Origin of the sequence: Cryobacterium sp. Y57 (assembly GCF_002929505.1) — a bacterium.
Taxonomy (GTDB): Bacteria; Actinomycetota; Actinomycetes; order Actinomycetales; family Microbacteriaceae; genus Cryobacterium.
Window position 1 is genome coordinate 1 of the sequence record NZ_PJJL01000039.1, and the last position, 26,416, is coordinate 26,416.

The window sequence follows — 26,416 nt, forward strand, 5'->3', positions numbered from 1 at the left end:
GCCTGCTTCTCCACCAGCTCATACTTCGACCACACGTACAACACCTCACAAAATCGAGTGTTGCGACGACCGGTTGAATCCCACCCCCTACGGGACGGTGCGCGACCACACCGCTCGTGTCGCGTCGCCTTAGAGTCGATGCGTCCAGCCGCGCATCTCTTGCAGGTGGCCACACACACTGACATCGACGTATCGCTTTGCCCGCGTCTTGGGCTGATCCAGAGGGGCTAACGCTGTTGCTGTTCGGGTCAGGCCAGACGCAGTCGGTGCCGCCAGCGAGACTGCTCGCAGTTTCAGCAGCCACTGCAAGCGGGAAGGTAAATTTCGTCTCATTGAGGGGTGGTCGTACGGAAGCACTGACTATTGTCCCGAAGGACCCTTTGGCCGGTGATCGCGGATGCGCGTCTTAGACGTCAAGTTGGCTGAGTTTCACCGCCGTATAGCTGTAGACATACTCGTCGATGATTTCCTGAGGGCATTCCCTGTCGACGAGTTGGCTTTCGCCCACACCGGGTACTCCCTCGATTAGCACGCAGCTGTAGAAGGATCTATTTGCGTTGCTGAAACCGCCCTCGTTACCCGAGCCGACAACTAGGAGGTCAACACCCAGGTAGTCAGGGGACTGTTCGAGCGCGTACATGCCCACGACCGGGGCACCGACACCGCGTTGCTCGTCTGCGGTCAGACCGCGAAGGTCGTGGACCACCGCCGGGTCCAATCGGAACGCCTCATCAGGCGCCAATGTAACGAGCTTGTCGTTGACTGCGGCCCGTATTTCATTGAGGTGACTGGATATGTCAGCGAGGGCCGTCTCTTCAGCTGAGGCGACCTGACATCCGCTCAGCGCTGTTGCGGCGCCGATAAACGCTATGGCCATCAGGCCGAACCGGGTCGTTCTGTTTGTCACCATTTGAGTACCTCGTTCCGAGCCTATACGGCTGAGCGGCTCTGCCACGTCCGCCTATGTGTCTGCGGTTGACATATGCGTACTAGACAGGTGCGCCGAGGCGCAAGCGAAGGCTGCGGCGTGCCCTGGAGTATCGGGCCCGGGCCGCTTCTGCCTTGATGCCTAGGGCCGTGGCCGCCTGCGCGATGGTCAGCTCTTCCCAGACCACGAGTGTCACCAGCTCTCGATCGCGTGCGGAAAGCGACGCAAGCGCAGTGACCGCTTCATCGTCACCGGACTCAGAAGCCAGTGGCCGATCACGCAGCTCTTCGCGCAGTCGTGTTGCCAGGGAGAGCTGCCGCAAACCGTGTCTCCGATGCGCCGCGAGCACGCGGTGGGCGATTCCGTAACTCCACGCGCGCCGGTCGCCTTGCTCCATCGGAAGCCGCTCACTCCTCCGCCAAAGCACTAGAAAGGTCTCTGAGAGGCAATCGGCGGCGTCCTCGTGCGGAACGACGCGGCGGGCGAAATAGCCGAGCAGTTCATCCGCGATCGACCGGATGAAGCTCTCCACGTCGTCAGAAATGGCCTCCGACAGTGCGACCGCCGTGGATTCATAGTTCATCGTTCTCCCCCACCCAGCCTCGTGTCGCAGTTCTGCTCGGTATAAGCAGTCTCCACCAACGTGACGTCGCCGTCGCGCGCTCCCGCAGCAAAGCTCAGGAGGCGATCCGTGACGCCGCCGCCATCACTGGCCACAGTTGTTCGAAAGTTGTCGGTGTTGCTCAGCCAGTCGACGGCGAGTTGCTCGCGCGCAGAATCAGAGGCGTTTTGCGCGGTGAGCCAATCGCCGGTCCACGCGCAGATCGCGAAACCCTCATACGTTTGGGTTAACAAGCCTTCTTGGAACATTCCTTGTCCTGCGGACTCGGTGTTGAGGCGGTCGAAGATTCCGGACACGTTGGCGATCGCTGCCTCTACCGGAACTTTATCCGGCAGGGTCAGGTAGTCGGGGTACGCCTCAACCACCACCTGAGGTGCGTCGTCGGCACCGAGCAGGATCCACTCGGTTTCGTCCACCTCGGTACTCGCCATGGGGTCACCAAACTCGCCGGTCCGCGCTAGCCACGAGCTCAAAGCTGCCGCGGGCACCGCCATACCCAGGCCGGCCAGGGCGATGAGGCTCCCGGTCCAGATCCACCGACGCCGGGGGAACCGTTGGCGCTGCTGGGCAGGTGCCTCCGCCTCCGTCAGTCGATTTTCTGGCGCTTCAAGGGCCACAGCCAAGGCACGCGTCGCTTCCTGCGCGCCAGCGTGCGCTGTCAACTGTCCGAGCGCACGAATGCGTGCGTCAACCTCATCAGTCATTTCGTCCATACCTACTTATATGTGCGTAGAAGGCCACAACGTGACAAATCAACCGAAACATCTGCTTGAGTCGATGTTCTGCGGGAGCTGCCCGTTAGCCGAACGACGGATTCAACCGGTCGTCGCAACGATTGGTTGAATCCGCCGAACCTTTAGCGGATGTTTGCCGCGTTGATCGCTCGGACCATTCGAAGCTCCCGCACGCTGTCGTCGGTTTTCACCGCACCATCGGCGAAGAAGCCATGCTTTCGGTAGAAGGCTTGTGCGCGCGGGTTAGGGTCAGCGACCCAGAGCGCAGCAGGCGAGGCGTTGTCGATGACTGCGTTGAGCAGCGCCGCACCGACCCCCGAACCGTGGAATCCGGCATATGCGTACAGGACGTACAACTGCTGCGGCCCAGAATCGCTCGCGCCGACTCAGCAGCCCGGGATCATCAAGCACAGCGTCACTCATTAAGCCGCGGTATGTCTCACACCAGGTGTCCACGTGAACTCTCGCCATGATTGACGCGTCGGCGAACTTAGCGCGACGCACCTCAAAGTTGATCGTCATCGCTCAACGATAGTCGCGCTGATCCCATATGGATCAGGCACGTTACGGGTCGCGGCGAACACTCGACAGCAGGGCCCGTAAGCCGGACCTCCAGCGCGACAGGTCTGCAACCAATCCACCCATCGGAGTTGCGGGAAGATGCTGTGTCACTTGGGAACGCGGAGCGGGCACGTTTGAGGAATCGGACGAATCGAAGGAACCGTCGCTCGAAGTGAAGTGTGCCCGTGCCACCTTGTAGCCTCAAGGCTTGAAGACTCCTCGCGCCTTGGCTCTTGCTGGGTTCGCAACTGCGTGCGCAGCGACCTTGACTGGGTGCTCCGTCGACGCGCTAATTTGGGGGAACGGCGGCGCTCAGGTAGTCCAAACTTCCGAGAACCTCATCAAAGACCTCGCTTCCGGCGGAACATCCGATCTCGTATGCGACGACGCTGAAACCGACCTCGGCACGGCAAAAGATTGGGAAGGCCGCTCCGCAGGCGAGCCGGAACGGTTCGTTGCTGAGTACTGGGGTGAGCAAGTTACGCTCGATCTGCAGTGGAACATCAACCGGGAAGGCCTTCCCGATGGGGCGACTCCAGGTGATGCGTTTCCCGGTGACGTCTTCTACCGCGAAACGGATGACGGTCTCTGCGTGATCGATATCGACTGGTCGACACTCGTCGATGTCGGCTGACGCAGACTAATTCCCGCTCACACCTAAGGCTGTTGGTGAGGAGTAGCGGTGCCGTATCGCCGCCCGTAAGCCGGAGGGCAAGCGGCGCACCTGGGAGCGAATCTATTGACGCGGTAAAGGTCTAACTATCAATCGGGATTCAAGTCGATCGCGGTGGTCGTGCCCGGTGCCAGATCACGAATGTAAGGATGGTGTTCACGACTCCGATGGCCACAAACATCCAGCCAAATTGACTACCGCGTACTAGGAACGAAATTCCGAGTGCGATCAACATCGTGCCGAAAACTATGCCGAGGACTAGCGCTCGACGACGTCCTCGACTCGCCTTGCCCAACTGTCTGTCGCGCATAATTGCGAGCTTAGTTCAATTCCAGAACTGCAGAGCCAAATTCCGATTGAGAGTACGCGGTCCCTTTCCGCGCGCTAACCAGCCCGAAAGAGGAAGGGTGACCGCGCGCAAAAGTGAGTGCTTGAGCAGAGGCCAATTGCCGAAGTTCCTGGCTTGGGATGAGATGGGGTGCTCGGGTAGGTGTCGCTTACGGAATTACTCTTGACCTCTCGATCAGGACGCGTAGACCTCGGGTCAGTAGTGGTCGCGAGCTTGCAGGATGATGATGTGGTGATCCGTGACGTAGTAGACCAGCCGATTCGTGTCGTCGATTCGGCGGGACCACGCGCCGGCAAGTATGTGCTTGAGGGGCTCAGGTTTGCCGATCCCCGCGAACGGATCGCGCAACGCGTCGCTGACTAGCTGGTTGATGCGCTTGAGAGTCTTGCGGTCCTGGGTTTGCCAGTAGATGTAGTCGTCCCACCCATTCGGGTCGAAGGCGACAGTCCGACTCAATCGGTTGTCAGGTCGTGCTGCTCGAACTCTCCGCGCCGCACCCGCTCGATCGCCGTGAGCAGCCGCTCGGCATTCGCAGGGTTCCGAAGCAGATAGGCAGTTTCGGTTATCGCGTCGTAGTCGTCTTTCGACAGGATCACCGCGTTTCCGTGCCGGGAGACGACCTCGACAACGGTGTGGTCATCGTTGACCTGCTGGATGAGCCCGAACAGACTCTTTCGTGCTTCAGTCGCGGTTATTGCTGACATGATCGCCTCCTCATAATGGTACTGGATAGCGTACCACTAAAGTGTGCGGAGGAAGGGGCGCAGCATGGCCGTGAGGATGCGACCAGCACGGTACCTTGTGCGCGCAAGCGGAACAGCGCGTGAGAACGGATGGTGCGCACCGTCTTCACTGACGTCTGCAGGATCATCGGTGAGTTGGCCTCCACCGCCGCGGCGAGCACCGCCTCCATGGACAGGTCATTAAAAATGTAGACCGCGGGCACACCATAACGGGCGTCGAAAGCCGGTCCAACAATGTCCCTCAAGCTCACAACACCCATGTCAACCCCCAAAAATCGACGTATGGTTCACGCTAGGTGAGGCAGCAACAGCAGGATAGGCGGGATAACCCGCACCGCCTGGTGGGGTAATCCCACCTATTCGCGGCGGGTGCCGGGTGTCTAAGTTGATTCCATCCGCACCGCGCCGCGTTAAAATTCACACGAAGAGGAAACCCATGACGGCTGGAACTGTACTCGAAACGATAACGCTGAACGAGGCCCGTCGAGTCATCGATGCCGCCACCGCAAAGGCCACCGAAATCGGTCAGCCGATGGACATCGCTGTTGTCGATGCCGGCGGAAACCTCAAGGCGCACGTGCGCATGGACGGCGCCAACATCGGCAGCATCAACATCTCAATCAACAAGGCGTACACCACCATTGCGTTCCAGTGTGAGACCCTGGCCCTGCAAGAAGCCACCCGCCCCGACGGCCCCATCTTCGGATTGAGCGAGGCGCACGGCGGCCGGCTGGCGGTCTTCCCCGGAGGTATTCCGCTGGTTCGAGACGGTCACATCATGGGGGCCATCGGGGTCTCCACGGGAACAATCGAACAGGACCAGGTCGTCGCCACTGCGGGAGCTGCTGCCTACTGAGACTGAGTGGACGCCCAGTCGGTCGTTGCCTGCTGTCGATGGGGCAGCACTCGTCGGCACCCGTGTGGCCACTTTGCAGGACTGAACTCGGCACCGCTCGGTTGCACGGGTCACATTCATCGGTTCCGCTTAGTCCGGATCTCGGTCGAATGTCTGGTCAAGAGTGTTGCGCTTGCCGGATCAACTGCTTTGCTTCGATGGATTTCGTACATGACGTGCGCATTGCTCATCGGACAACCGGTAGTCGTGTGCATGCCGTACCAGTCCCATGACGTCCGCGAAGTCGCTGTCCTCCGTCAGGCCGATCTCTGTCGGCCCGTTGCCGCAGTGACCTCTGTTCCTCATGTCCCAAGCGAGTCCTTTCTTCTGGTGGAGAGCTTCAACCAGGATGTTCAGACTGGATCGGATGAAACGGGCGGGCCTCCGTGTCAGACCTAACCGGCCACCGAAGCCGCCGAGACCGCCCGAAAGGGCAACGTTGAACGGGACTGAGGCAATGCTTCCCGCGGCGGTCGGCGCCGAGAACTAGCAGCTGGGCGAGCCTTCGCTGTCTGATCGGGGATGAGGGTCGTGACGGTGGGTGGTGTTGACCGTTAGCGAGCACGCTCCTCATTCAAGGACGTGCCTGAGGTAGCGTCCCGGGTCATCCAGATACCGTTTCCAATGTTGCACGAGCTCCAGATCGGCCCAGTCAGTTCGACGTAGGCCGTCCTTGGTGAGTTCGAGGATGTCGGCGCCAGGCATGGACGCTAGCAGAGGTGAGTGGGTGGCGCAGATAACCTGACCACCAGCCTTGACAACGCGGTCCATCGAGGCAATCAGACTCAGGCACGCGGTGAAAGAGAGCGCAGCTTCCGGCTCGTCGAGGAGATACAACCCTTTGACCGAGAACCAATCCTCGAATACCTGCAGGTAACTCTCGCCATGGCTGACGGCCGTGTAGCTATCGCCATACCCGAGTCGTTGGAACACATCGAGCGCGGTCTCCGACCGGAGAAAGAATCCTCTAGCATGAGTCTTCACCATGGTCGACCCTCCGAGCCCACGGTCGAATCTCATGGCTTCGCCGAGCACCGATTTCCGCAACTCGGACGAGTATTTGCGACCGCTCTGGCCGCCGCGCACGTCCACTCCCCAGGCCTCCGCAACGGCTTCGACAATGGTCGACTTGCCGCTACCGTTCTCGCCGACGAGAAATGTCACTGGCGCGCTCAGTGCTGCCCCGTCACCGACTAAGTCCTTAACCGCCGAAATCGTCCACGGCCAAGTCGTTAGCTCAATGACCAACGCATCCGGCACATAAATGCGTTCAACAATCATGCAACTCACTCTCCCATGTCCTCCGGAAAAAGCCCGATCAAGGGACGACCACCGGACACGATTTCGTGCCCTCGCGAAAGCACTCCCAAGCGCACTTTTCGACCGATTCGACCGCCCCTAAGCGGAACGTCTTGCGGGGCAAGCAAATTTCGCTGTCGATGCGGAAGTGGACTGTCACAACGGCTGGAGAGTCGTCAGAGGACGACGCTGGCAAAGATCAGCGTTGCGGTAATGCCGGCCACTGAGACCAGCAGCAGCAGCGCTCGATTGATTCGACGACGGCTAACCGTTCCTTTTCGGAATGCCGATCGTGAGACTCGATCCAGGTTGGGAAACAGTGCCTGGAAGGGTGGGTCCTGAGGTGCCGGGCGGATAGATTCCTCGGCTGGGTGTCCATCATCCTCGATTTTCGCCATGGCTCCAACGTACCGGTCAAGGCCAAGCCATAGTCGAGCGCAAGACGCCCGCAGATCATGAGATTCCTGCGAAGGGAACCTCAGAGGGGACACATATTCAGCTCGGGTCAAGAGTTGCTGGGCAGCCAGGATCAGTAACGCCGCTCGATGCTGTTCGCCCAAGACCACTCTGCGCCGAAGACCATAACGATGGCTAAGCCGACAAAGCCAGCAACGATACTTGCCGCGCGCAGCTTGGGCCGGCCAGCCACGCTGGCCAGAAAAATAGACGCAACGCTGAATATCAGCACGACGCCGGTAATTGCGAGTCCGCTATACACAATCTCCACGATCCTGCATTGCACTGGATAGGACTCCATACAGGCCCAAGCGCCCATTCGCGGCACGACGACCAAGACATTCAGAAATATGGCCGCCATCCCAGAGGAGACAAACCCGGGCTAAAATCGGCGAGAGACAGCGATGTCGACACACTTAAGTGTCCCGACTCGAAGCTCACGAAACAACGATGCCGTTCCGTAAACCGAAGGCTCAACGGGTACGCTGTCGCCTGAACCGCCGACATCCGGTCGGGCGATCCGTCACCGGCTATCTCAGATGATTGCCCGGTTTGGCTCCCGAACGTAGGGTTGAATCATGGCTGAGCATGAAGAGCTGGCAGTTTTTCTGGGTGACTGGCATGCCGAAGGCACCTCTTATGGTGGTGACGAGCAGTCGCTGGATAATCCGCGCGCGGGAGCGAGTCCGTGGAACAGCATCCACTCCGCCCGGTGGCATTCGGGCAACTACTTCATTGTGCAAGATGAGCGCGCGAACGGTCCGTTCGACACACTGAGTCTGATGGGCTGGGACGCTGAAGCCGGCCGCTATTTCGCCCGAACGGTCGAGAATCACGGCTTCGCACGCGATTACACTCTGACTGTCGATGGTCATACTTGGACGCTGACGGGCGAGCACGAGCGCGCAACGTATCGATTTGGCGAAGACGGTCGCAGCCAGGAGATCTCCTGGGAGTGGAAACCCGCTGACGTATGGCTACCGCTTTGCGACCGCACCGCTAATCGCATCAACTGATCGAGCACCAACGGCTTCCAACGGTGGATAAGTCTGCCTAGCGCTGTGTCATACGGGAACCCTCTTATGGGACGCACGGGAATGCCGTCAACAAATGCCGGCGCCCAAGCCGTTCCCCGTAGTGAAAGCCGCGATCTCCCGACGGATTATCGAACAAGGCACAGAAGCGAGACATGTAACACTTTTTCACCGGTCGGGCATTATTAGTTATGACCTCCTTCGACGCAGACGCGAACGACGCACAGTTGTGGTCGGACGTCCGCGCGGGGGACGGTGAATCGTTCGGCCTGCTCTTCGACCGGCACCGCGACAGGGTTTTCAGATACAGTCTGAGGCTTGTTCGATCACACGTTGACGCCGAGGATGTGACCGCGATGGTATTCCTTGAAGCGTGGCGGCGACAATCACGAGTGCGGCTCGTCAACGGCTCGATTATTGCTTGGCTACTCGCAACTGCCACCAACGTTGCACGCAACCGCCTCCGGTCTGCCGCGCGATACCAACGAATGCTCAACAAAATTCCTCGACCGGAACCTGCCCCCGACCACAGCATGAGCGTTCTGGACGGGCTCGCGGCGGAGCCAGCACACAGGACAGTCCAAGAAGCCTTTCGCAGATTAAATCGCCGCGATCAAGAAATTCTCTCGCTTTGTGTCCTTGAAGAGCTCTCAGCGCCAGACGTTGGTGAGCTTCTCGGCATCGCTCCTGGTGCCGTTCGAGCGCGCCTCATGCGCGCTAAACGGCGCCTCATACACACCCTCGACGTTGAATCTTTGAAAGAGCCCTTAGGAGAGACACGATGAATACCGACGATGAAAACCCTCCAGTTTTCGATGAGTCGCGGAGTGCCGCGTTTCGAGTAGTTCTCGTTGACGTTGCAGAAATCGGAACAGAACAGAATCGTCGATTCCGAGTTGTGCAAAGGGCGTGGACCATCGTGCCGGCTTCCCTTTTGATACTCGGCCTAAGCGCTGGCACTTTTTTGCGGTCCAGAACGTGACCGATAAAAACTCAGTGGCGTGCTTTGCTCGTGCCGAACTGGACTGGCGCGGGTCTTTCCCCGGAACGACCGCAGTGTCGCTCCGGGGCACGCTTGATGGTACTGATGGAGGGTCGGCACCCAATGCGGACGCTATTGGGTTTTGTTCCGACCTCTGGGCACAGCACTCACTGGACGCAAGCTACCCGAACGGAACTCCACCCGGACCCGGATATAACGATCGCACCTTTTCCCATCCCGTCCCCAGCCCCTAAACGGAGTGCGTAATGAAGAACGGGACAGCGGCCGTCATTCCAGGTGACCTGGACGTGTGCGGCAAACTGGGCCTCGTCTCAAAATCTCAATAGTTTGCTTGGCATTAGGGTCCCCGTGACGGAATCTTGATTCTCGTGAATTTTCCTAGGATTCACAACCAGTCAATCTGCGGCTCGTTGGCCAGTCCCATATGGGGAACCCCTACGGGACGTTTCCTGTCGACTATGAGCGGGCAGTTGGTGACGATCGCGGGCATTTATGTTGGCCGCCCACGCCCAGTTCAGATTGGCTATGGACATGCCCGGCTGCAATAGTCAGGAGATGATCCAGCGCACTCTTCAGACCAAACGGCTGACTCTCGTTCCGCTGGGAGAGGAGCACCTCGAATACGAGGTCGCCCTGGACGCTTATCCCGACGTCATGCGTTACCTCGGCGCTGGCGAACCGCGGGAGCGCTTGGAAGTCGAGAAACACCATCAACAACGTATCGACGAAGCACGAAACGGTCTCGGTTTCTGGGCGGGTTTTGTTAGAGCAGACTTCGTCGGCTGGTGGCTCCTCACATCGGAAGACGATGATGAGCGAGGACAAGCAGAACTGGGGTATCGGCTGCTGCCGGATTTCTGGCGCCAAGGATTGGCTTCTGAAGGTGCCGCCGAATTGCTCGCTTACGGCTTCAACGACATGGGGCTAACCCAAATCTTCGCCGAAACCATGGCAGTCAACACAGGATCTCGAGCGGTAATGAGTCGAATTGGCCTGACTTATCTAGGTACTCGCGGTGAGGGAAATAGTGGCCCCATTACCGGCTCCGACCAAGGCGTGGTCGACTATGCCATCACGAACGACCGATGGGCTGCGTTCATCGACTAAGAGGACCCCGGAGTCGAGTGCGTTGCAGGTGTCGACGCACCCGAGGCTTAGCGCGTGACCGCGCCGTGCCTCCACGCAGTCAGCTCGCCGGGACGCGACCTCCGGGGTCAGGCGGCCATCGCCCCGTAACGCTTGTGGCCTTTGACGTCGTAGCGGTCGAGCATCATGACCTTCGACCAGACGCGGATGAATTCGCGGACGAATCGCTCTTGCCCGTCGCTGCCCGCGTAGGCGTCGGCGATCGACCGCAGTTGCGCGTTCGAGCCGAATACCAGGTCATTCCGGGAGGCCCTCCAGCGAGCCTCGCCGGTCACCTGAACTCGACCAGTGAAGGTCATCGCGGTCTCGTCGTCCTTCGTCCAGATGAGGTCGGTGTCGGTCAGATTCACGAGGAAGTCGGTCGTCAGGGCTCCGACGTGATCCGTGAGCACACCCACGTCGGACCCGTCCCAGTTGCTGCCGAGCACGCGGAGCCCGGCGTGCAGGACGGTCCACTCCGGTGCGGTGAGAGTGAACAGGTTCGCCTTGTCGAGGAATGCCGCCTCGGGCGCGACGCCCGGAGCAAACTCTTCGAAGCGCTCGGACACGAAGTTGCGGAACCCGTCCGCAATGGGTCGCAGCCACTCGAACATCTCGATGTCGGTCAACTCCTGCGTCGTGTCGACACGGCCTGGTGTAAACGGCACGCTGGCGTCAGATCCTGCCGCCCGTGCCGCCTGCTCCACGGCGGCGCTGCCGGCGAGGACGATGAGGTCGGCGAGAGACACCTTCCGTCCGCCCGACGTCGCCGTGAAAGCCGCCTGCACGTTCCGCAGCGCGTCGATGACTGGGACGGTGCGTCGGTTGACGGCCCAGTCTTTCTGCGGCGACAAGGCTAGGCGGGCACCGTTCGCCCCTCCGCGCTTGTCGCTGTCGCGGTAGGTCGAGGCGGCGGAGAACGCCGTGTAGACGAGGTCGGACACGGACAGTCCGGTCGCGAGGACGGCTTCCTTGAGCGCTGCCACGTCGGCCTCGTCGAGTGAGGATCCTGCTGCGTCCGGGAGCGGGTCCTGCCAGAGCAGGTCGTCGGCGATGGTGACCTCCGGGCCGAGGTACCGGTGCTTCGGTCCCATGTCGCGGTGCGTGAGCTTGTACCAGGCCTTCGAGAACGCGAGGGTGAACAGATCGAAGTCGGCCAGGAAACGCTCGCATATGGCCCGATACTCCGGGTCGACCTTGAGTGCGATGTCCGAGGTCATCATCATGAGCGGGTTCATCTGACCGGGTACGTGGGCGTCCGGAGTCTTCGGCGCCTCCGAGTCAGTCGGTGTCCACTGCAGCGCGCCGGCCGGGCTTTTCGTCTGCTCGTAGTCGTACGCGAACAGGTTCTCGAGGTAGGTGTTGTCCCACTGTGTCGGGTTCGGAGACCAGCTGCCCTCGATGCCGTTGGTCGAAGTGTGCTCGGCATTGCCGGTACCCAGCGGGTTGTGCCAACCGAGCCCCATCGACTCGATCGGGGCTTTCTCGGGTGATGGTCCGATGTCGGACGCGGGTACCTGGCCGTGGCTCTTACCGAACGCGTGGCCACCGGCGATCAATGCCACCGTTTCCTCGTCGTTCATCGCCATCCGCGTGAACGTGATGCGAATGTCGCGTGCTGAGCCAAGCGGGTCACCGTTCGAATAGGGCCCCTCAGGGTTGACGTAGATGAGCGCCTGGTGCGACGCGGCCAGGGGGCTCTGCAAGTCGTAGCCCGCGTCGCCGTTCTGACCATGCCAGCGTTCGTCGCGGCTCACCATCTCGTCAGGGCTCGCGACCGCGTGCGGGTTCCAGACCTCCGGGCCCCACCAGGTGCCATCGTCCGGTTCCCACGCATCGAGTCGTCCACCACCGAAGCCGTACGTCGGCAGGCCCATCAACTCGAGGGAGCAGTTGCCGGTCAAGACCATCAGGTCGGCCCACGACAAAGCGTTGCCGTACTGGTGCTTGATCGGCTGTAGGAGTCGTCGTGATTTGTCGGTGTTGCCGTTGTCCCACCAGCTTCCGATTGGTGCGAACCGCTGCATCGCGGTGCCCGCTCCGCCACGGCCGTCGGCAATTCGGTACGTGCCGGCGGCATGCCACGCCATTCGGATCATCTGTGGACCGTAGTTGCCGTAGTCCGCCGGCCACCAGTCGACCGATGTGGTGAGCAGTCGCTTGATGTCCGACTTGAGCGTCGTAAGGTCGATCGTGGCGAAAGCCGCCGCGTAGTCGAAGTCCGCGCCGAGCGGGTCGGCGTCTACGCCGTTCCGGTGGAGAAGCTCAACCCGGAGACGCTGCGGGTACCAACTGTCCAGGGTCGGCGACTGACCGAAGGCGCCACCGAGGTGGTCGCCACCTGCTGGCAGCGCACCGCTCATGTGGAAACTGCATGTGTTGGTCTGGTCGTCAGTGCTCATTGATGCTCCCTGTGTGCTTTAGCTGGATGAGAAACAGTGTCCTCGGGGTCACAATTTAACGATTAGCCGACGCATCGCAGCGGCGTCAATCTGTGGTGCAGCGATGCTTCGACGCTGCTGTGAGGCGGTGCGGCGCGGGCTGGCGACGTAACGGGAAGCCCGATAGAGAGATCGTATTCCCGCAAGGTGCGCGTGGCCTGCCAAGAAAGTGACTGACTTCTAGAGGGCGGTGGTGCGGTGGCCGAGCGCACGACGGCCAAACCAAATAAAGCCCTGCGCCGATTGCTGCGGTGCGGGCGGTGCGAAGCCCGGTGAAACCGACGCCGGAGGATGGGGGCTGTCGAGAGCTTGATTTCCGCGAATCGTGTTCCGCTCACGGTGACCTGGAGCACCCCGCCAGAGGCTCCTAGTGGGGAACCCTCTTTGGGACTGATTTACGTTATCGCGAAGAATCACGCGCCGCAGCCGTCGCGCCGCAGTAGTGCTTGATCGATAGTCTGGCTCTATGCCCATCCAGACCGTCGGCGCCACGCGCTCCCCCGCCGTCGCAGTGGGGACTGTACTCCTGGGATTACTCGTACTCTGGATGGCGCAGCCGGTCCTTCCCAGTTGGACTTGCGCGGCCAGTCTTCCGGCGGTGTGCCCGCCACAGTTGTTGCCCGTCCGTGCGTCGCTGATCAGCGCAGGCATCTTGTCCGCGCTACTGGCGACCGTATTGGTTGGGCTGCTGCTCCGGCCCAGATCAAACCGGTGGCTCGGCGAACAGTCGCGACGGACAGTATGTGCCGTTCCGATCATCCTGGTCTTGACCGTCGTTGCGCACTTCGTGATACCGCAGTCCTGATTCCAAACTGCTCGCCAGACCGCAACACCTCGCGCCCATAAGCCGGACGGCGACCGGGACACGCGAACAGTCGATCCGCAAGCGGAACCCCTTGCGGGACGGTCAGAGTCGGGACGCTCAGAGAATTCAGGATGCGATAGTGAGGGTGATGGGGTCGGTCTCGGCAGGTCCGCCACATTGTTCAGTGCCGCCTACGCGGACCCAGTTGAGTGTCACATCCCTTTCGGCGAGGACTTCTTTGCTTGGTGAGAGTGCGCGAATAGTGACATTTTCTGGAGTCGCCATTACTGTCGAGATTTCCCACGAGTGTTCATCGATCCCGACGGACTCGTCTGGCGATAGCTGACTTGGGGCAGGGCCTGAACATTCGCCGTCGACGCACAACTCAACGACGCTGACGTTAGATGTTGTGCCTTCGAGCTCGACGGTGACAGTGTTGTCCCACCCGATCGTGGGGCACACGTCCGAGACTGAGCAGCCGGACACAACCGCACTCACCACGAGCGCGGCACCGAGAACGACCAATCGCCTTGCCGTATTGATCGATCGTGTGGAAGCCATGTCGTCCCCATTCATTGCTTGTGATGCGAGGATAGCTGAACCGCCTTAGCCATGGCTCAGATGAACAAAGCGTCACGTAAAGGGAACGCCATGGGGTCAACGCCTGAGAGTGAGGGGTCCGCAAGAGGGACGTCCAGCGGGCGCGTTCAAACGTGATTCAGCTCAAGTCGCTTCGCGGAGCATGTTGCCCGTAAGTGGAACGTCTACCGGGACACTCCTGAGATCCGATGCGCGTGGCAAGAAATGAATTTCCAGCCTTGGCGTGCGGGCCACCTCTTGGTGGGATATCGGAAATCGACCGGGGGCGGAAATCATTCCGCAGTGTTCATCGGGATGATGGCTGCGGTGGCAGCCAACACCAGCGGAAAACCGATAATCGTGGTGAGGATGGTCGCCCACGAGGGATTAAATCCGGTGTCGGTTGGTCCTAAGAGTGCGATGACAGGGAACAGGCCTATCACCGTGCCCAGTAGCGCGGCGACTGTCGTGAGCAGCCAGACCTGCCCGGCCTGTGCGAAGCGGACCGTTGTCGGTGAGGCACCGAGGGTCCAGAGGGTGCGTCGCTCTCGGCTTCCTTCGACCCAGCCCAGACCGAGGGCGAGGAGGCCAGCCGCGAGGGTGATGCTGAACGCGAGAGCGAGCGTGGTCAATGCTGCAAGCCGCGGCTCAGCCGTCGGGTCTCTCACGAGGCTGACCTGGCCGACGCCGGGGACCAAAGCATTCAGCTCGGCCCATGCTGCATCCAATTGTTCCTGTGTCGGGGTGGCCTTGAGGCTGACGAGGAGGTGCTCGGCGACGGGGGTCAGACCGATCGATGTGGCAGTCTCCGGGCTGATGAAAATATGGTGCCATAAACGCTGCGAATCATTCAGGACTTGAGCGGGAAGTGTCGCGCTGTCGGTGGTGCGCACTGAGTTGCCGTTCTCCTGGATTTCCGTAGCAACGGTTACCGTTTTGTCGGCGGTGACGAGGTGAGGCCAGAAGGCCAGGGCGCCCCCGTCGTTCAGGAACGCTCGCTGTTGCGTGCTGACGCTGGTATCGGCGACGAACGAGAGATCGTCGGCATCGCCGATGAGGATGCTGGGTGTTGTGGCCCCGTAGCCGGTGAACAGAACTCGCAGCGAGAGGGAGTCGGGTCCGCAGCGTGGGTCATCCAGTGCCTGCTCGTACTCGGCCGCGCCGGAGAAAGCGGTGCCGTCGCTGAGGGGGCACAGCGCGCCCTCAGAAGGCAATGCACGAATGTACGTCGCGGCACCATTGTCGAAATCAAAGTCGAAGTACGTCGTCCAATCTTGGGCAGGTCGCTGCAGCACATGCGCTTCCGCGACGTCGAAGTTGCGCTCGACGATATCAAGCGCTTCGTCGGCGATGGCTGCCGCTTCCGCGGGTGTCTGTTCAACGGTGTCCGGACCGACGAGGGCGATCACTATTCGCCCGGGCAGAGCCTCGATGACCGCCGTCGAGCGAATCTGCTGTTCCAGATAGGACGCAACGGACACCGTCATTGTCGCAACGGTAACCATGACCAGCATGACGGCAATGATCGGAGCCGTGCGGCGGGTGTCCGCCGCGATGTCGTGAGCGGCGAGCCTTACCGAAAGTGTCGACGTGGCGAGAACTCGGCGAATCCCGCGCAGAAGCAGCGGAAGGATCAAAACCGTGCCGATCAGCACCGCGACTGCCCCCAGTGCAGCCCCGTTTACCAGCAAACCGACGTCCGCGGTCACCCCGGGCGTTGCTTTGCCGCGGGCGAACGCAGTAGTGGAGAATCCGATGCCGCATGCCACAACAGCCGCGACGCCGAGGGCAACCAGCGGGAGGCCGACGAAGTGCGTGCGCCGTGGCCGGGTGGGTGGCCTATCCGCAGTTCGGAGCGCCTGCATCGCATCGACTCTGCTCGCTGCCACAGCCGGCACGATCGCGGCCAGCCCCGAAGCGGTGACCGCGACGACGGCGACGACGGCGAGAGACGCCGGACTCAGATGGAACCCGGGATATGCGAGTCGGTCGCCGTCATTGTGTAGGTAGAGCCAGACGAACGCCACTCCAATGCCTGCGACGAGTCCGCTCACCGCTCCTGTCGCCCCCAGGACCAGGCCATCCGTTGCGACGATCCGGAACAGCGTCCCGCGCGACGCTCCGGTGCTCGCGATCAGTGCCAGAGAGTGCTGCTTACGCCGCGCTCCGATGGCGAATGCCGCGCTGGCGAGGATCACTATCCCGAAGGTGGCGAACAGGCCGACGAGAATCACAAGTCCGAATGACGCCGCGCTCGGATCATAGAGCTGCCGGTACGGGCCGTCCGGAGGATCAGCCAGCACTGTCCGTGACAGCACCACGATCCCGGATTGGTTGAGGTCCTGCACCTGCGACCACGACAAGGCGAGATCAGGAAGCACATACCGTTGAGAATAAAGTTGTGTCGTGGCCGCCGGAATCGTTCCCGGTGCTGCGTAGATCGCGTTCACGGCATCCGGCTTGGTCGCGTCATCGACCGTGCCGACGACTGTCAGCGCCACCGCTGCGGGCTCTCGCACGGTGACGATGTCCCCGACGGCGATGCCGAACCGGTCCAAGGCAGAGTCTGTGACAAGGACCTCACCCTCAGCGGCGGGCGCGCGTCCGGTGGTGACCCGGTATGCGCCGTCGAGCGAGGAATTCCAGACTTCGCCTTCAACGTAGACGAACCGTCCCCGGCCAGCGTTCGTTTCAGCAACAATCCCGCTGTAACTCTCCGCGATCGGCAGAATGCTCGTGCTCGAGGGGAGCACGTCGGCAGGTTCCTGCCACTCGTCTCTGCGAGGATCGGAGTAGAGCCGCTCCCCGGACTCGTCCTCTGCGACCCGCCAGTCTTCGGACTTCAGTGCGTCTTGCGTCAGCGACTGATCCGGAGGACTTACGACCTCCAACGATGCCTGCGCGCTGGCGCCCAGCCAGATAGCGGCCATCTCCTCGCGGGTCGCGACTGCGCTCTCGGCAACCGTGATGATCGACGTCGTTGCCGCAACGGGCACCACAATCAGCACAATGATGAGGACGCTCTGAATGCGGTTACGCCACGCTTCGCGGGCCGCGATCCGCCACGACAGACGGATACCCGTTAGTGCCCCACCCATCACAGCGACGAAGCCTCGGCGGCGCCTTGTGTCGTCAGCGGGCGTTGAGATTGGGATTCATCGATGGCCCGGCCGTCGCGGAGGAAGACCACCCGATCTGCCCAGGCGGCGAATGCGGGGTCATGCGTCACGAGCAGGCCGCCCGCGCCGGCGTCCACGCGTCGTCGCAGTAGTGCCAGCACGCGCTCACCGTTTTCACTGTCGAGTGCGCCGGTCGGCTCATCCGCCAGGATCAACTCGCGCGGGCCGACGACTGCCCGCGCGATCGCCACTCGTTGCCGCTGCCCACCCGACAGATCAGCCGGGTACCTGGCCTCCAGCCCGGCAAGTTCTACAAGCGTGAGAGCCTCCCGTGCTGCCACACGGGCACGCCCAACGCTCCAGCCGTCCAGTTCCAGCGGTAGGGCAACATTCTCCACAGCGGTCAGGGACGGCACCAGGTTGTACTCCTGGAAGATGAAGCCAATCGTGCGCCGCCGAAGGCGCGCCAAGCGGCGCGCAGAAAGCGCGGCAAGGTTGGCGCCATCGATCTGCACCTCACCGGACGTCGGCGACGTCAGCCCCCCGGAAAGTGCGAGCACCGTCGACTTACCCGACCCCGACGTACCCATCAATGCGACGAGCTCCCCGCGCTCCACCGTGAGAGATATCGCGTCCACCGCCCGCACAGCCGTGTCCCCCGAGCCATAGACCTTCGAAATTTCGTCGAGGACCAGCAACGGAGTGCTCACCGACGCGCCTCCGCATCGCCCGGCGTGCGCTCGGCTGCGCGTGGACGCCCGCGACCTGGCAGATCATCGCGCAATCCGTAGGGCAGCGCCCCCGACTCTCGTTGCGCACGCGCGATCTTGGCCTCTGCATGATCGAGCCACTGCACACGAGATTTCACCGCGAACACCGCAGCATCCAACGTCAGCTCCCAGCCCAGATCCGATACCTCAGAGCGGTGCTCATCCCGCTTCAACGCATTCAGCTCCTGCAACTGCGCGATCGCGGCCCGCCGATGGGCCTGCACCGTCGCCGCGACATCGGTTCCCGGCAGCGTCAGAGCGATCGCGATCTTCGTAGGAAGCTCATCCCGCCCGACCGCAGAAGCCTCTACTCCCGGCGAATACAACCACCGTGCAACCTCCGCACGACCGACCTCGGTAATCCGGTAACGGCGCGCACCATCGGATCTCGCACTGTCCTCAATTACAAGACCATCACGAACCAGTCGGTCCAAGGTGCTGTACACCTGAGCCACATTCAGCGGCCATGAGCCCCCAGTGCGCACCTCGAACTCCTGCTTGAGTTGATAGCCATGACATGCCCCTTCGCCGAGGATCGCCAATAGACCGTGTCTGACTGTCATGCGCCATCTCCTTGCACACTAAGTTACTAATATAACTGAGTGTGCATTAATGCGAGCGAGGTCGCAAATCAACTCGGTCGATCGCTGCTCACCCGCCAGAGCCGTCTCTGTCAACAAACACAGCGTGGCCGAGCGAGGCCGTCATACAGCAGTACTGCACGACCGTCCCGAGAGCCGAACCCCCTGCGGAACACCCTCTATAGGGCCGATTATTCGATACGTAGGCTCGGTTCTGCGCTCACTTAGGAGCCGCCAGCCGTTAGCATGCTGTCGGGTATATCTCGCCAGCGGATCTGCATGTGGCACTTCGACACGACGCACTCACAGGACCGATAGTTTGGGGACACCCAAGTATGAAATACCACCCCCGGGAAGCGTTGCGCTGACCCGGTCTATTCACCAGAGACGACAATAAATACCCGCAAATGCCGGAAACAATGATGGAGGACTCGTTGGAGCCTGACACACGCGACGATGCGTTTCATCGTGCTCAGCGCGACGCGACTTTTCTCAGCGCTCTTCGTGCGACCCACGACGGAGAATGGGATGTGCTTGACGCTCTCTGGTGGGACGCCCACTCGGAGGAAGCCGCCCCGAGCGGGACCGAGTCTCCAATATCTCGCTTGCGCGACCTGCAACGTCGCGTATTCTCTGCGGATGGCGATGCAGCCGGTGACCACGCAATCATACGGTCGATGCAGGAACTTGAAGCAGAAATACCCACAGAGCGGGAAGCGCTGAAGAACGCTCTAGCCTTTACACAAGCCGGGTTGCCTACAGACATCGTTGTCCCCGACACTCACCCGACCGAGCCGCCATTCGATGCTGAGATTGACTTGCCTGCCCGAGTAGTCTCCCCTAGGTGGAGACGCCGGAACATACTTCTCGTAGCAATCGGGATTGCGGTGGCCTTGTTTGTGGGCCTGGCCATAGGCGCGCAAACGAACGCGGAACTAGTACGGGCAGCAGCGCCGGCGACTTCTTCAAACGCGCGCGGCGTGACGGCTCCGGCACCACTCGCCGCGATGGCTGTCTTCGATCGACCGCAAGTACCCGATGACATCCCCGCGTCGATGGTGCCAAAAGCGCTCACGCGCGATTCCTTCCGGGCGCTTGGGGCGGCTCCTGGTTTGAACAATCTGACGGTCTCTGGCGGCATTTATGCCGCCCGCGACTCCTCAAACATGATCTGTCTCGTCGTCCTGCTTGCAGATAACGACTATCTGTCGACGTGCACTCTTGAAGAAAACTTCCCGGCGACCGGCCTCCGCCTCTACTGGAAAACCGGTGGGGAGACCGTGACAACATCATCGGGGTTGTATACGGTGTGGAGGCCGGATTCAACTCTCGATTCCGGCCCTGTCGGGTCGAGCTAGTCGATCACACAACGGAAGGTGGGGAGAAGAAAGCCGTTCGGGAACCTGACTTTACCTGACCGGAAATTTCTCGCCTGCGTGCGAGCGTATGCCTGAGCTGCATCGCCGCCACCCAGCTCATCTGAAGACTCTCACCTATCGGAGTGCTGCCGTGCCGTATGGGAAACCCCCTACGGGACGGTTGTCCCGCAGTAGGTGTGCCAGGAAGGGGAATTTCTTCTGGGGCACTTGCACTCGCTATTGACCCGCAGCTGGCGTGTGACCTTCCGTGGGTTGGCTCGCCACGCGATTGGCGCTCTTGTGCCGTCCCCAGCGAATGAAAAGCCCCAGAGCCACTACGACCCCAACCGCAACGAGAACCTGGCCTGCCACCCACAAGTTCCACCAAAACAGAGCACTGACTTCCATGTCGATAACCCCTCAATTCGCGGACACTCGAATGCCCTGCTCAGGGCGAGCCTACGACCGCGAGGTCGGTCGGGGCAATATGCCGTCGATTATCTGACCCGGAGGAAACATCCGGATCAGTTCGTAAGCCGAACCTCGAGTGGAATGAGACAACCTCCGTTTCTCGCGTCGTGGTGGCCCGAACAAACTTGTTAAGGGCAAGGCGACAATTTGTGACCGATGCGATCTAGCGAGGACTGCGCAGAATCTGATCCCGTACGTTGCCCTGAGCCGTCGGGGTAGCCCCAGGCCGCGAGGGCTTGGGGCGACGCGCAAGGAAACTACTTTCCCGACACATTGTCATCGAGCTGAACTCGATCACTCGCTATGGTGCAGAGATGGCATTGCATCCGATTAGACCCGTCCCGCACGTCATTGCTGAGCTGACATCTCTTCAAGGCACATCGATGACCGTCGGTGACTACTTGCCTCGTGGGCACCGCTCGTATGCGCGCGTGATGAATCCCCTGCACGACGATGCCGGTCAACCTATGGCTTGGCGGGCCCTTGCCAAAGAGCAGTCCGAGGTGGACGCATCTACGAAGTGGACCGACCTCAGCGACACGGCGCGGGAAGTAGAACGAACAATCGGAACCATCGACCCCCACGTGGCCGCAACACTCGCCCGGCTTCTCCGAGCACACACCTCCGCACCCACCGAGTGTTTCTTCCTCGTCTGGGAAGGGTACGCCGGCATGCGCGATGACCTACGAGACACGGCAAGTATCACGATCCTGCCCGATCGTGAAGTGCTCATTCTCGCCGGCGACCTCGCCGACGGCGCGGAGCCCTTCGATGGGATGGACGGCGGCAGAAGTGCTCAGTGGTGGATGCCCGCCGATGGTGTGTGGGCAGTCGGTAACGACCTCTACGGCGCGAGCGTCTATGTCTCAGGAACCGAAGAGCTGATCACCGCCATTCTCGCCGCCGACAGCATCGAGGCATACCGTGCCACAGCATCGATGCAGATCGTCGCCGAAGAGTGGGCCTCTTAGATCCCCTGCCATCTCTGACTCTGCGTCCGCTTCCCAATCGGGGAACCTCCTGCGGGACGCCCGTGAAATCCCGTGTCTATGCGTGAGAGCATGTCAACATGTCCCCCTTCGCATTTTCCGAGTCGAAGCACGTAGCGCGAACCGACCTCGTCGGTCTCTACGCAAGCGTCGGGTGGTCAGTGTACGCGAGCGACCCCGATGTCCTTGTCCGCGCGGTGGAGCAGTCGTCCTACGTCGTATCAGCAAGGGACTCGACCGGAGCGCTGGTGGGCCTGGCCCGCGCAATCTCCGATGACGTCACCATTTGTTACCTCCAAGACATCCTCGTTACCCCAATTCATCAACGAACCGGACTCGGCAGGGCTTTAGTCGACAACGTCATCGAGCACTACGTTCACGTTCGACAAAAAGTACTGCTGACCGATGACGAACCGGGCCAACGAGCATTCTACGAATCCATGGGCTTCATCGAAGGGCACGACTTCAGCCCAACGCCCTTGCATGCTTTCGTCCAAATCGGGAGCTAAGAGCGTAAAAGTAAGTCCCGATCTAGGAATCTTGAGTGGGACAGCTATCCCGTTTCGGTAGCGGATGCCCTAACGCGTCGGCTGAGCCGCAGCGAGTGAGTTGCTAGCGTGGACATTACGACGCGCGTGTGACTGACGAAATGGGAATGGGCGTGCTGCGGCGATGCTTTTGCCATCGGCGATGATGTCGACTTCGGTATCAAGACGCGAACGCCGCATGCTGCTCTCGCGGACATGCTCGGACCGGAACTCATCGCCACGGTGGACGCGATGGAGTCGCACCATGAGGAGGCGTTCACCGATCGTGTGCGCGGCAGGGTCGTCGCGGTACACGCGGTCACGCAAGACGTCATCGAGCGTCGGTCGCTGCGTCTGCCCGGCCACGGCGCGCCGCCCGAATCGATCATGCCGGCGGACGGCGACGAGTAGCCGATGGTCGGCCGCGATTTTGGCAATGGTGCGTTCCTAGGAACTTCGACCTCTCGATACATGATCGAGATCGAGCCCGTTGCGAATACAGCGATGTTGACCTCGGCTCAGGGCGTTCGGCTGCGCATCGACGAAGAAGCCGAACCGCTCCCTAACGTGAGGTTCCCCTCTCGGGAACTGACTCAGAGCCAGCGACCGTATGCCCAGGTCTGCCGGTGGACGCCCCTCTTGCGGATCGATGGGACTGCCTACCGAAGCTGCGATTAAGCACCATTTCGGATTACGGTCACATTTTTTAGGATCTCTGATTGAGGGCTCTTCGCAATTAAGGGTGTAGAAAGGTGGCGCGTCGGTCGCGGGGTAGGCGTCGAGGTCTTCCGATGATGGAAGTTCCTACGCTGTCCATCCGAAAGACCTCGACGTGTTCAACGCTACTTTTGATGCCCCTGACCTGACCACGTTTTGCCGCCTTGATGAGCTCGGCCTCAAAGCGGTGGGGCAGCTCGTTGAAGGTCGCTGAACCGCGGGCGAAACTCTCCCGGCGGGGCCTGCGGTGGGCGCTGACGGGCATCGTGTGTCAGCATCTGAACGTCGCCCGGGTCGCTGAGGGCTTGGGCGTGGCCTGGAACACCGCGAACACCGCGGTCCTGGCGGAAGGCAAACGGATCCTGATCGATGATCCGGGACGATTTGACGGGGTGCGGGTGATCGGCGTGGACGAGCACGTCTGGCGGCCTACCCGCCGGGGCGACAAGTACGTCACTGTGATCATTGACTTCACTCCGATCCGCGATGGGACGGGCCCGTCGCGGCTGCTGGACATGGTCCAGGGACGCTCCAAGGCAGTGTTCAAGACCTGGCTCGCCGACGGGCCCCAACCCTGGCGAGACGGCTTGGAAGTCGTCGCGATGGACGGACTCACCGGCTTCAAAACCGCCACCACCGAAGAACTTTCCGGCGCCGTGGCGGTCATGGACCCGTTCCACGTCGTGCGTCTGGCCAGGGACGCCCTTGACGGCTGCCGGCGCCGCGTCCAGCAGCCGTCCACGGGCATCGGCGGCGCAAAGGCGACTCGCTCTACTCCGCCAGGCGCACCCTGCACACCGGCGCGGACCTGCTCACCGACAAACAGCAACAACGTTTGACCGACCTGTTCGCCACCGAAACGCACGTGCAGGTCGAAGCGACCTGGGGCATCTACCAGCGGATGATCAACGCCTACCGAGACGAGGACCGAATCGAGGGACGGGAGTCGATGGAGAAGCTCATCGAATCGGTCAGCCACGGCGTCCCGGCCGCCCGCACCGCGGCGTCGTCACCCCCGGACGCACCCTCAAGAAACGAGCCGCAGACGTCTTGGCGCACTTCGACCGGCCTGGCACCTCCAACGGGCCCACCGAGGCGATCCAATACCGCCTCGAACACCTCCGCAGATCAGCCCTGAGATTCCGCAACCTCGCCAACTATGTCGCCCGCTCACTCCTGGAAACCGGAGGATTCAGGCTCCAACTACACCCTCAATTATGAAGAGCCGGCTACATCCTGGACTTCAGGGACCCCGACAACGTGGCGCTGGAACTCTTCGCCCCTGCCTGAGGCGTGTTCGACCTGAGATGTGTTCGATCCAAGACATGTTGGATGCGCTTCCTAACGGCATACCGATGTGCCGTCGGGCCTCTGGCCAGATATGTTGCACTGCCCCTACAGTGAAGTCATGTTGCACTCAACCCGGCAAGGCTCCGGCAAGCCACTCCTCCTGATCCATGGGCTCGGTTCCAGTATTGGCAACTGGAAACCGGTAATCCCGGCGCTGGCCGCCGAACGCGATGTCATCGCCGTCGACCTCCCCGGCTGCGGCGAATCCGCGCCGCTGACCGGCGAAACCACCATTGCCACGCTGACCGATTCCGTCGAAGCCTTTATCCGCGACGCGGAACTGGGTGACCTTGATCTGGTAGGCAGCTCCATGGGCGCCCGGATGGTAATGGAAATGGCACGCCGCGGGCACGCTGGCACCACGGTCGCACTGGACCCTGGTGGATTCTGGAATGACCGCCAGGCAGCGATCTTTGGTACAAGCATCAAGGCATCCGTCGCACTGGTGCGCCGCATCCAACCGGCGCTCCCCTTCCTCACGGGCAACCCTGTGGGCCGCACGGCCCTGTTTGCACAGTTCTCCGCCCACCCCTGGAAGCTGCCACAGGATCTGGTCCTGCACGAGCTTCGCGGCTTCAAGACATCGACCAGCCTGGACCCGTCCCTCAACGCGCTGATTCACGGACCCCGCCAGAAAGGCGCACCGGCCGGTTCACTCAAGGGCAAAATGGTCATTGGATGGGGGCGGAAGGACAAGGTCACCGCTCCCAGTGAGGCGGCGCGGGCCACGGAGCTGTTCCCGGATGCAACGCTGCACTGGTTCGAAAACTGCGGTCACTTCCCGCACTGGGACCAACCAACGGAAGCGGCGCGCCTGATTCTCGATAGCACCGGCTGAGCTGCGGCTGAGCGACCGGGCGGAGCCACCTACGGCTGAGTTGGCTTCAGAAAGGTGGAACCGGCGACGGCTGGGGATGATGCCCCGGTCTCGTAAGGTATCGACGTCGCCGGTTCCGAATTGGGGAACCGGCTTCACTGGGACCGTGGCCGCTAGGGCGTGTCTCCCAATGATGGGCTGTTCATCGGCAGGATGGAGGAGTGAGCCCTCGTTACGCCGTGTTGTCGGATGCCCCGTGGACGCAGATTGCCCCGTTGATGCCTGAATCGGCGGGGAAGTTGGGCCGTCCGTTCAAGGATCACCGTCTTATGACGGAGCGGTCATCTACCGGTATCGGGCCGGCATCCCGTGGCGGGACCTGCCGCCGCAGTTCGGGCCGTGGCAGACGGTCTGGAAACGCCACCGCCGCTACAGTGCCGACGGGACCTGGGACAAGGCTCTTGCTTCGCTGCTGACCCGGGCGGACGCCGCCGGGCTGATCAATTGGGAGGTGTCGGTGGATTCCACGGTCAACCGCGCCCGCCAGCATGGCACCAACTTTCCCCGCGGGCGAGGCTCTACTTGAAGGCTGTCGACACTCGTTGAAAAGTAGTCCCGTGGCGCTGACAGTTTCAAGCGGTCAATGCAACGGTGTGGCCGTGGTGACCTCCTAAAGTACTTCGTAGGAGGAATGAAATGGGACGGAAACCAAAGCCACCGGAGCAGCGGATGGCATTCTTCACGGCGCGCGCGTCGGGGACGTCGCTTCGGAAATCCGCGGTCCTAGCCAGGATTTCGAGGTCGACTGCCTGTTTGTGGCTCAAACAATCGGGCGGCGTTCGACCACGTGCGACAAAGCCGCGGCCGGCGTTGCGGTTGTCGCTCGATGACCGCGAGAGCATCTCTCGCGGTCTCGCCACGAGTCGGTCGCTGACGGCGATCGCGGCCGAATTGGGGCGGCCGGTCTCAACGATTTCGCGGGAGGTGCTCCGCAATAGTGGTCAGAGCGGCTATCGTGCGGCTCCCGCTGAACGTCTCGCCGTGGCCCGTACCCGGCGTCCGCGACTGGGGAAATTGGCGTTAGACGATCGGTTGCGGGAGTACGTGGAATCGAAACTCAATGTCTGCTGGTCTCCGCAACAAATCTCGAAACGTCTGCTCAAGGAGTTCCCGGACGACCAACGAATGCGGGTGTCGCACGAAACCATCTACACCTCACTCTTTGTTCAGGCGCAGCCCGGTCTGCGCGCTGAATTGACCGCGAAACTCCGCACCCGGCGCCTGCGGCGACACCCGCAACGTCGGGTTGCCTGCGGCGGGAAAAAGTCTCGGATACCCGATCTCGTGCCCCTGAAAGATCGTCCCGCCGAAGCGGACGACCGAAAGACACCGGTCATTGGGAATCTCAATGTCTTTGTCAAGTAGTTGTGAGCGTGGGGAGGGGGACTCGTTCCTGATAAGTGGTGTGGT

General features: G+C 61.4%; 26 protein-coding genes and 3 pseudogenes. 15 read left to right on the forward strand and 14 right to left on the reverse strand.

Annotated features, from left to right (window positions below; translation table 11 throughout):
• Positions 1–406: 406 nt before the first annotated feature.
• The 4 genes from CXY72_RS01115 to CXY72_RS19915 all read right to left on the reverse strand — a co-directional run bounded on the left by CXY72_RS01115 (position 407) and on the right by CXY72_RS19915 (position 2,640).
• Positions 407–910: a hypothetical protein gene (locus CXY72_RS01115; protein ID WP_104125894.1), complete on the reverse strand. Its 504-nt coding sequence runs from the start codon at positions 908–910 to the stop codon at positions 407–409.
• A 79-nt stretch (positions 911–989) separates the two neighbouring features.
• The gene (locus CXY72_RS01120) at positions 990–1,511 is read right to left on the reverse strand and encodes an RNA polymerase sigma factor (protein ID WP_104125895.1); all 522 of its coding nucleotides are present in this window, start codon (positions 1,509–1,511) and stop codon (positions 990–992) included.
• Positions 1,508–2,254: a hypothetical protein gene (locus CXY72_RS01125; protein ID WP_158252422.1), complete on the reverse strand. Its 747-nt coding sequence runs from the start codon at positions 2,252–2,254 to the stop codon at positions 1,508–1,510. Before CXY72_RS01125 ends, CXY72_RS01120 begins: the two co-directional genes overlap by 4 nt.
• 152 nt (positions 2,255–2,406) lie before the next feature.
• A complete protein-coding gene (locus CXY72_RS19915) occupies positions 2,407–2,640 on the reverse strand; it encodes an N-acetyltransferase (RefSeq protein WP_233197584.1) in 234 nt (77 codons plus the stop codon).
• A 413-nt stretch (positions 2,641–3,053) separates the two neighbouring features.
• Between CXY72_RS19915 and CXY72_RS01135 the strand changes: the two genes are divergently transcribed.
• Positions 3,054–3,479 (forward strand): hypothetical protein, encoded by a 426-nt coding sequence (locus tag CXY72_RS01135; RefSeq protein ID WP_104125897.1) that lies wholly within the window; start codon positions 3,054–3,056, stop codon positions 3,477–3,479.
• 583 nt (positions 3,480–4,062) lie between these two features.
• On the opposite strand, the gene CXY72_RS01140 is transcribed toward CXY72_RS01135, so the two are convergent.
• From CXY72_RS01140 to CXY72_RS01150, 3 genes are read right to left on the reverse strand one after another with little or no spacing between them, the layout of a single operon-like run.
• Positions 4,063–4,323: a Txe/YoeB family addiction module toxin gene (locus CXY72_RS01140; protein WP_104125898.1), complete on the reverse strand. Its 261-nt coding sequence runs from the start codon at positions 4,321–4,323 to the stop codon at positions 4,063–4,065.
• Entirely contained in the window at positions 4,320–4,571 is a 252-nt protein-coding gene (locus CXY72_RS01145; protein ID WP_104125899.1) for a type II toxin-antitoxin system Phd/YefM family antitoxin, read from the reverse strand. Before CXY72_RS01145 ends, CXY72_RS01140 begins: the two co-directional genes overlap by 4 nt.
• Positions 4,559–4,870 (reverse strand): class II fructose-bisphosphate aldolase, encoded by a 312-nt coding sequence (locus tag CXY72_RS01150; protein ID WP_104125900.1) that lies wholly within the window; start codon positions 4,868–4,870, stop codon positions 4,559–4,561. The genes CXY72_RS01145 and CXY72_RS01150 overlap by 13 nt, the downstream gene beginning before the upstream one ends.
• Positions 4,871–5,046: 176 nt before the next feature.
• On the opposite strand from CXY72_RS01150, the gene CXY72_RS01155 reads away from it, so the two are divergent.
• Entirely contained in the window at positions 5,047–5,466 is a 420-nt protein-coding gene (locus CXY72_RS01155) for a heme-binding protein (protein WP_104125901.1), read from the forward strand.
• Between the two features lie 609 nt (positions 5,467–6,075).
• Here CXY72_RS01155 and CXY72_RS01160 read toward each other — a convergent pair.
• The 3 genes from CXY72_RS01160 to CXY72_RS01170 all read right to left on the reverse strand — a co-directional run bounded on the left by CXY72_RS01160 (position 6,076) and on the right by CXY72_RS01170 (position 7,531).
• Positions 6,076–6,786, reverse strand: a complete 711-nt coding sequence (locus CXY72_RS01160; RefSeq protein ID WP_104125902.1) for an AAA family ATPase — start codon at positions 6,784–6,786, stop codon at positions 6,076–6,078.
• Between the two features lie 194 nt (positions 6,787–6,980).
• The gene (locus CXY72_RS01165; protein ID WP_104125903.1) at positions 6,981–7,202 is read right to left on the reverse strand and encodes a hypothetical protein; all 222 of its coding nucleotides are present in this window, start codon (positions 7,200–7,202) and stop codon (positions 6,981–6,983) included.
• Positions 7,203–7,333: 131 nt separating this feature from the next.
• On the reverse strand, positions 7,334–7,531 hold the full coding sequence (locus CXY72_RS01170; protein WP_146071004.1) for a hypothetical protein: 198 nt from the start codon (positions 7,529–7,531) through the stop codon (positions 7,334–7,336).
• 307 nt (positions 7,532–7,838) lie between these two features.
• Here CXY72_RS01170 and CXY72_RS01175 point away from each other — a divergent pair, with 307 nt between their 5' ends.
• The 3 genes from CXY72_RS01175 to CXY72_RS01185 all read left to right on the forward strand — a co-directional run bounded on the left by CXY72_RS01175 (position 7,839) and on the right by CXY72_RS01185 (position 10,404).
• Positions 7,839–8,276, forward strand: coding sequence for a DUF1579 domain-containing protein (locus CXY72_RS01175; protein WP_104125905.1), 438 nt, complete (start codon positions 7,839–7,841; stop codon positions 8,274–8,276).
• A gap of 209 nt (positions 8,277–8,485) precedes the next feature.
• Positions 8,486–9,079 (forward strand): RNA polymerase sigma factor, encoded by a 594-nt coding sequence (locus CXY72_RS01180; protein ID WP_104125906.1) that lies wholly within the window; start codon positions 8,486–8,488, stop codon positions 9,077–9,079.
• A 773-nt stretch (positions 9,080–9,852) separates the two neighbouring features.
• Positions 9,853–10,404, forward strand: coding sequence for a GNAT family N-acetyltransferase (locus CXY72_RS01185; protein WP_104125918.1), 552 nt, complete (start codon positions 9,853–9,855; stop codon positions 10,402–10,404).
• Between the two features lie 107 nt (positions 10,405–10,511).
• Here CXY72_RS01185 and katG read toward each other — a convergent pair whose 3' ends face one another.
• On the reverse strand, positions 10,512–12,824 hold the full coding sequence (gene katG, locus CXY72_RS01190; protein WP_104125907.1) for a catalase/peroxidase HPI: 2,313 nt from the start codon (positions 12,822–12,824) through the stop codon (positions 10,512–10,514).
• Between the two features lie 505 nt (positions 12,825–13,329).
• Here katG and CXY72_RS01195 point away from each other — a divergent pair.
• On the forward strand, positions 13,330–13,668 hold the full coding sequence (locus CXY72_RS01195) for a hypothetical protein (protein ID WP_104125908.1): 339 nt from the start codon (positions 13,330–13,332) through the stop codon (positions 13,666–13,668).
• 872 nt (positions 13,669–14,540) lie between these two features.
• Here the strand turns inward: CXY72_RS01195 and CXY72_RS01200 are convergent.
• From CXY72_RS01200 to CXY72_RS01210, 3 genes are read right to left on the reverse strand one after another with little or no spacing between them, the layout of a single operon-like run.
• Positions 14,541–17,345 (reverse strand): FtsX-like permease family protein, encoded by a 2,805-nt coding sequence (locus CXY72_RS01200; protein ID WP_104125909.1) that lies wholly within the window; start codon positions 17,343–17,345, stop codon positions 14,541–14,543.
• A complete protein-coding gene (locus tag CXY72_RS01205; protein WP_104125910.1) occupies positions 17,345–18,076 on the reverse strand; it encodes an ABC transporter ATP-binding protein in 732 nt (243 codons plus the stop codon). The genes CXY72_RS01200 and CXY72_RS01205 overlap by 1 nt, the downstream gene beginning before the upstream one ends.
• Positions 18,073–18,699: a PadR family transcriptional regulator gene (locus CXY72_RS01210; RefSeq protein WP_104125911.1), complete on the reverse strand. Its 627-nt coding sequence runs from the start codon at positions 18,697–18,699 to the stop codon at positions 18,073–18,075. The genes CXY72_RS01205 and CXY72_RS01210 overlap by 4 nt, the downstream gene beginning before the upstream one ends.
• Before the next feature lie 623 nt (positions 18,700–19,322).
• Here CXY72_RS01210 and CXY72_RS01215 point away from each other — a divergent pair.
• From CXY72_RS01215 to CXY72_RS20485, 9 genes and pseudogenes are all read left to right on the forward strand, one after another.
• Positions 19,323–20,075, forward strand: a complete 753-nt coding sequence (locus CXY72_RS01215; protein WP_158252423.1) for a hypothetical protein — start codon at positions 19,323–19,325, stop codon at positions 20,073–20,075.
• An 854-nt stretch (positions 20,076–20,929) separates the two neighbouring features.
• Entirely contained in the window at positions 20,930–21,517 is a 588-nt protein-coding gene (locus tag CXY72_RS01220) for a hypothetical protein (RefSeq protein ID WP_104125913.1), read from the forward strand.
• Between the two features lie 98 nt (positions 21,518–21,615).
• Positions 21,616–22,044, forward strand: coding sequence for a GNAT family N-acetyltransferase (locus tag CXY72_RS01225; RefSeq protein WP_104125914.1), 429 nt, complete (start codon positions 21,616–21,618; stop codon positions 22,042–22,044).
• 132 nt (positions 22,045–22,176) lie between these two features.
• Positions 22,177–22,473, forward strand: coding sequence for a DUF6578 domain-containing protein (locus tag CXY72_RS01230; protein WP_370446184.1), 297 nt, complete (start codon positions 22,177–22,179; stop codon positions 22,471–22,473).
• A 421-nt stretch (positions 22,474–22,894) separates the two neighbouring features.
• A pseudogene (locus CXY72_RS01240) lies at positions 22,895–24,000 on the forward strand (ISL3 family transposase).
• A 187-nt stretch (positions 24,001–24,187) separates the two neighbouring features.
• Positions 24,188–24,967, forward strand: coding sequence for an alpha/beta fold hydrolase (locus tag CXY72_RS01245; RefSeq protein WP_233197585.1), 780 nt, complete (start codon positions 24,188–24,190; stop codon positions 24,965–24,967).
• Positions 24,968–25,167: 200 nt separating this feature from the next.
• Positions 25,168–25,514 (forward strand): annotated as a pseudogene (locus CXY72_RS20475) (transposase); the annotation flags it as partial.
• A 161-nt stretch (positions 25,515–25,675) separates the two neighbouring features.
• A pseudogene (locus CXY72_RS20480) lies at positions 25,676–25,930 on the forward strand (helix-turn-helix domain-containing protein); the annotation flags it as partial.
• A 120-nt stretch (positions 25,931–26,050) separates the two neighbouring features.
• Positions 26,051–26,371, forward strand: coding sequence for a hypothetical protein (locus CXY72_RS20485; protein ID WP_370446185.1), 321 nt, complete (start codon positions 26,051–26,053; stop codon positions 26,369–26,371).
• Positions 26,372–26,416 lie beyond the last annotated feature (45 nt).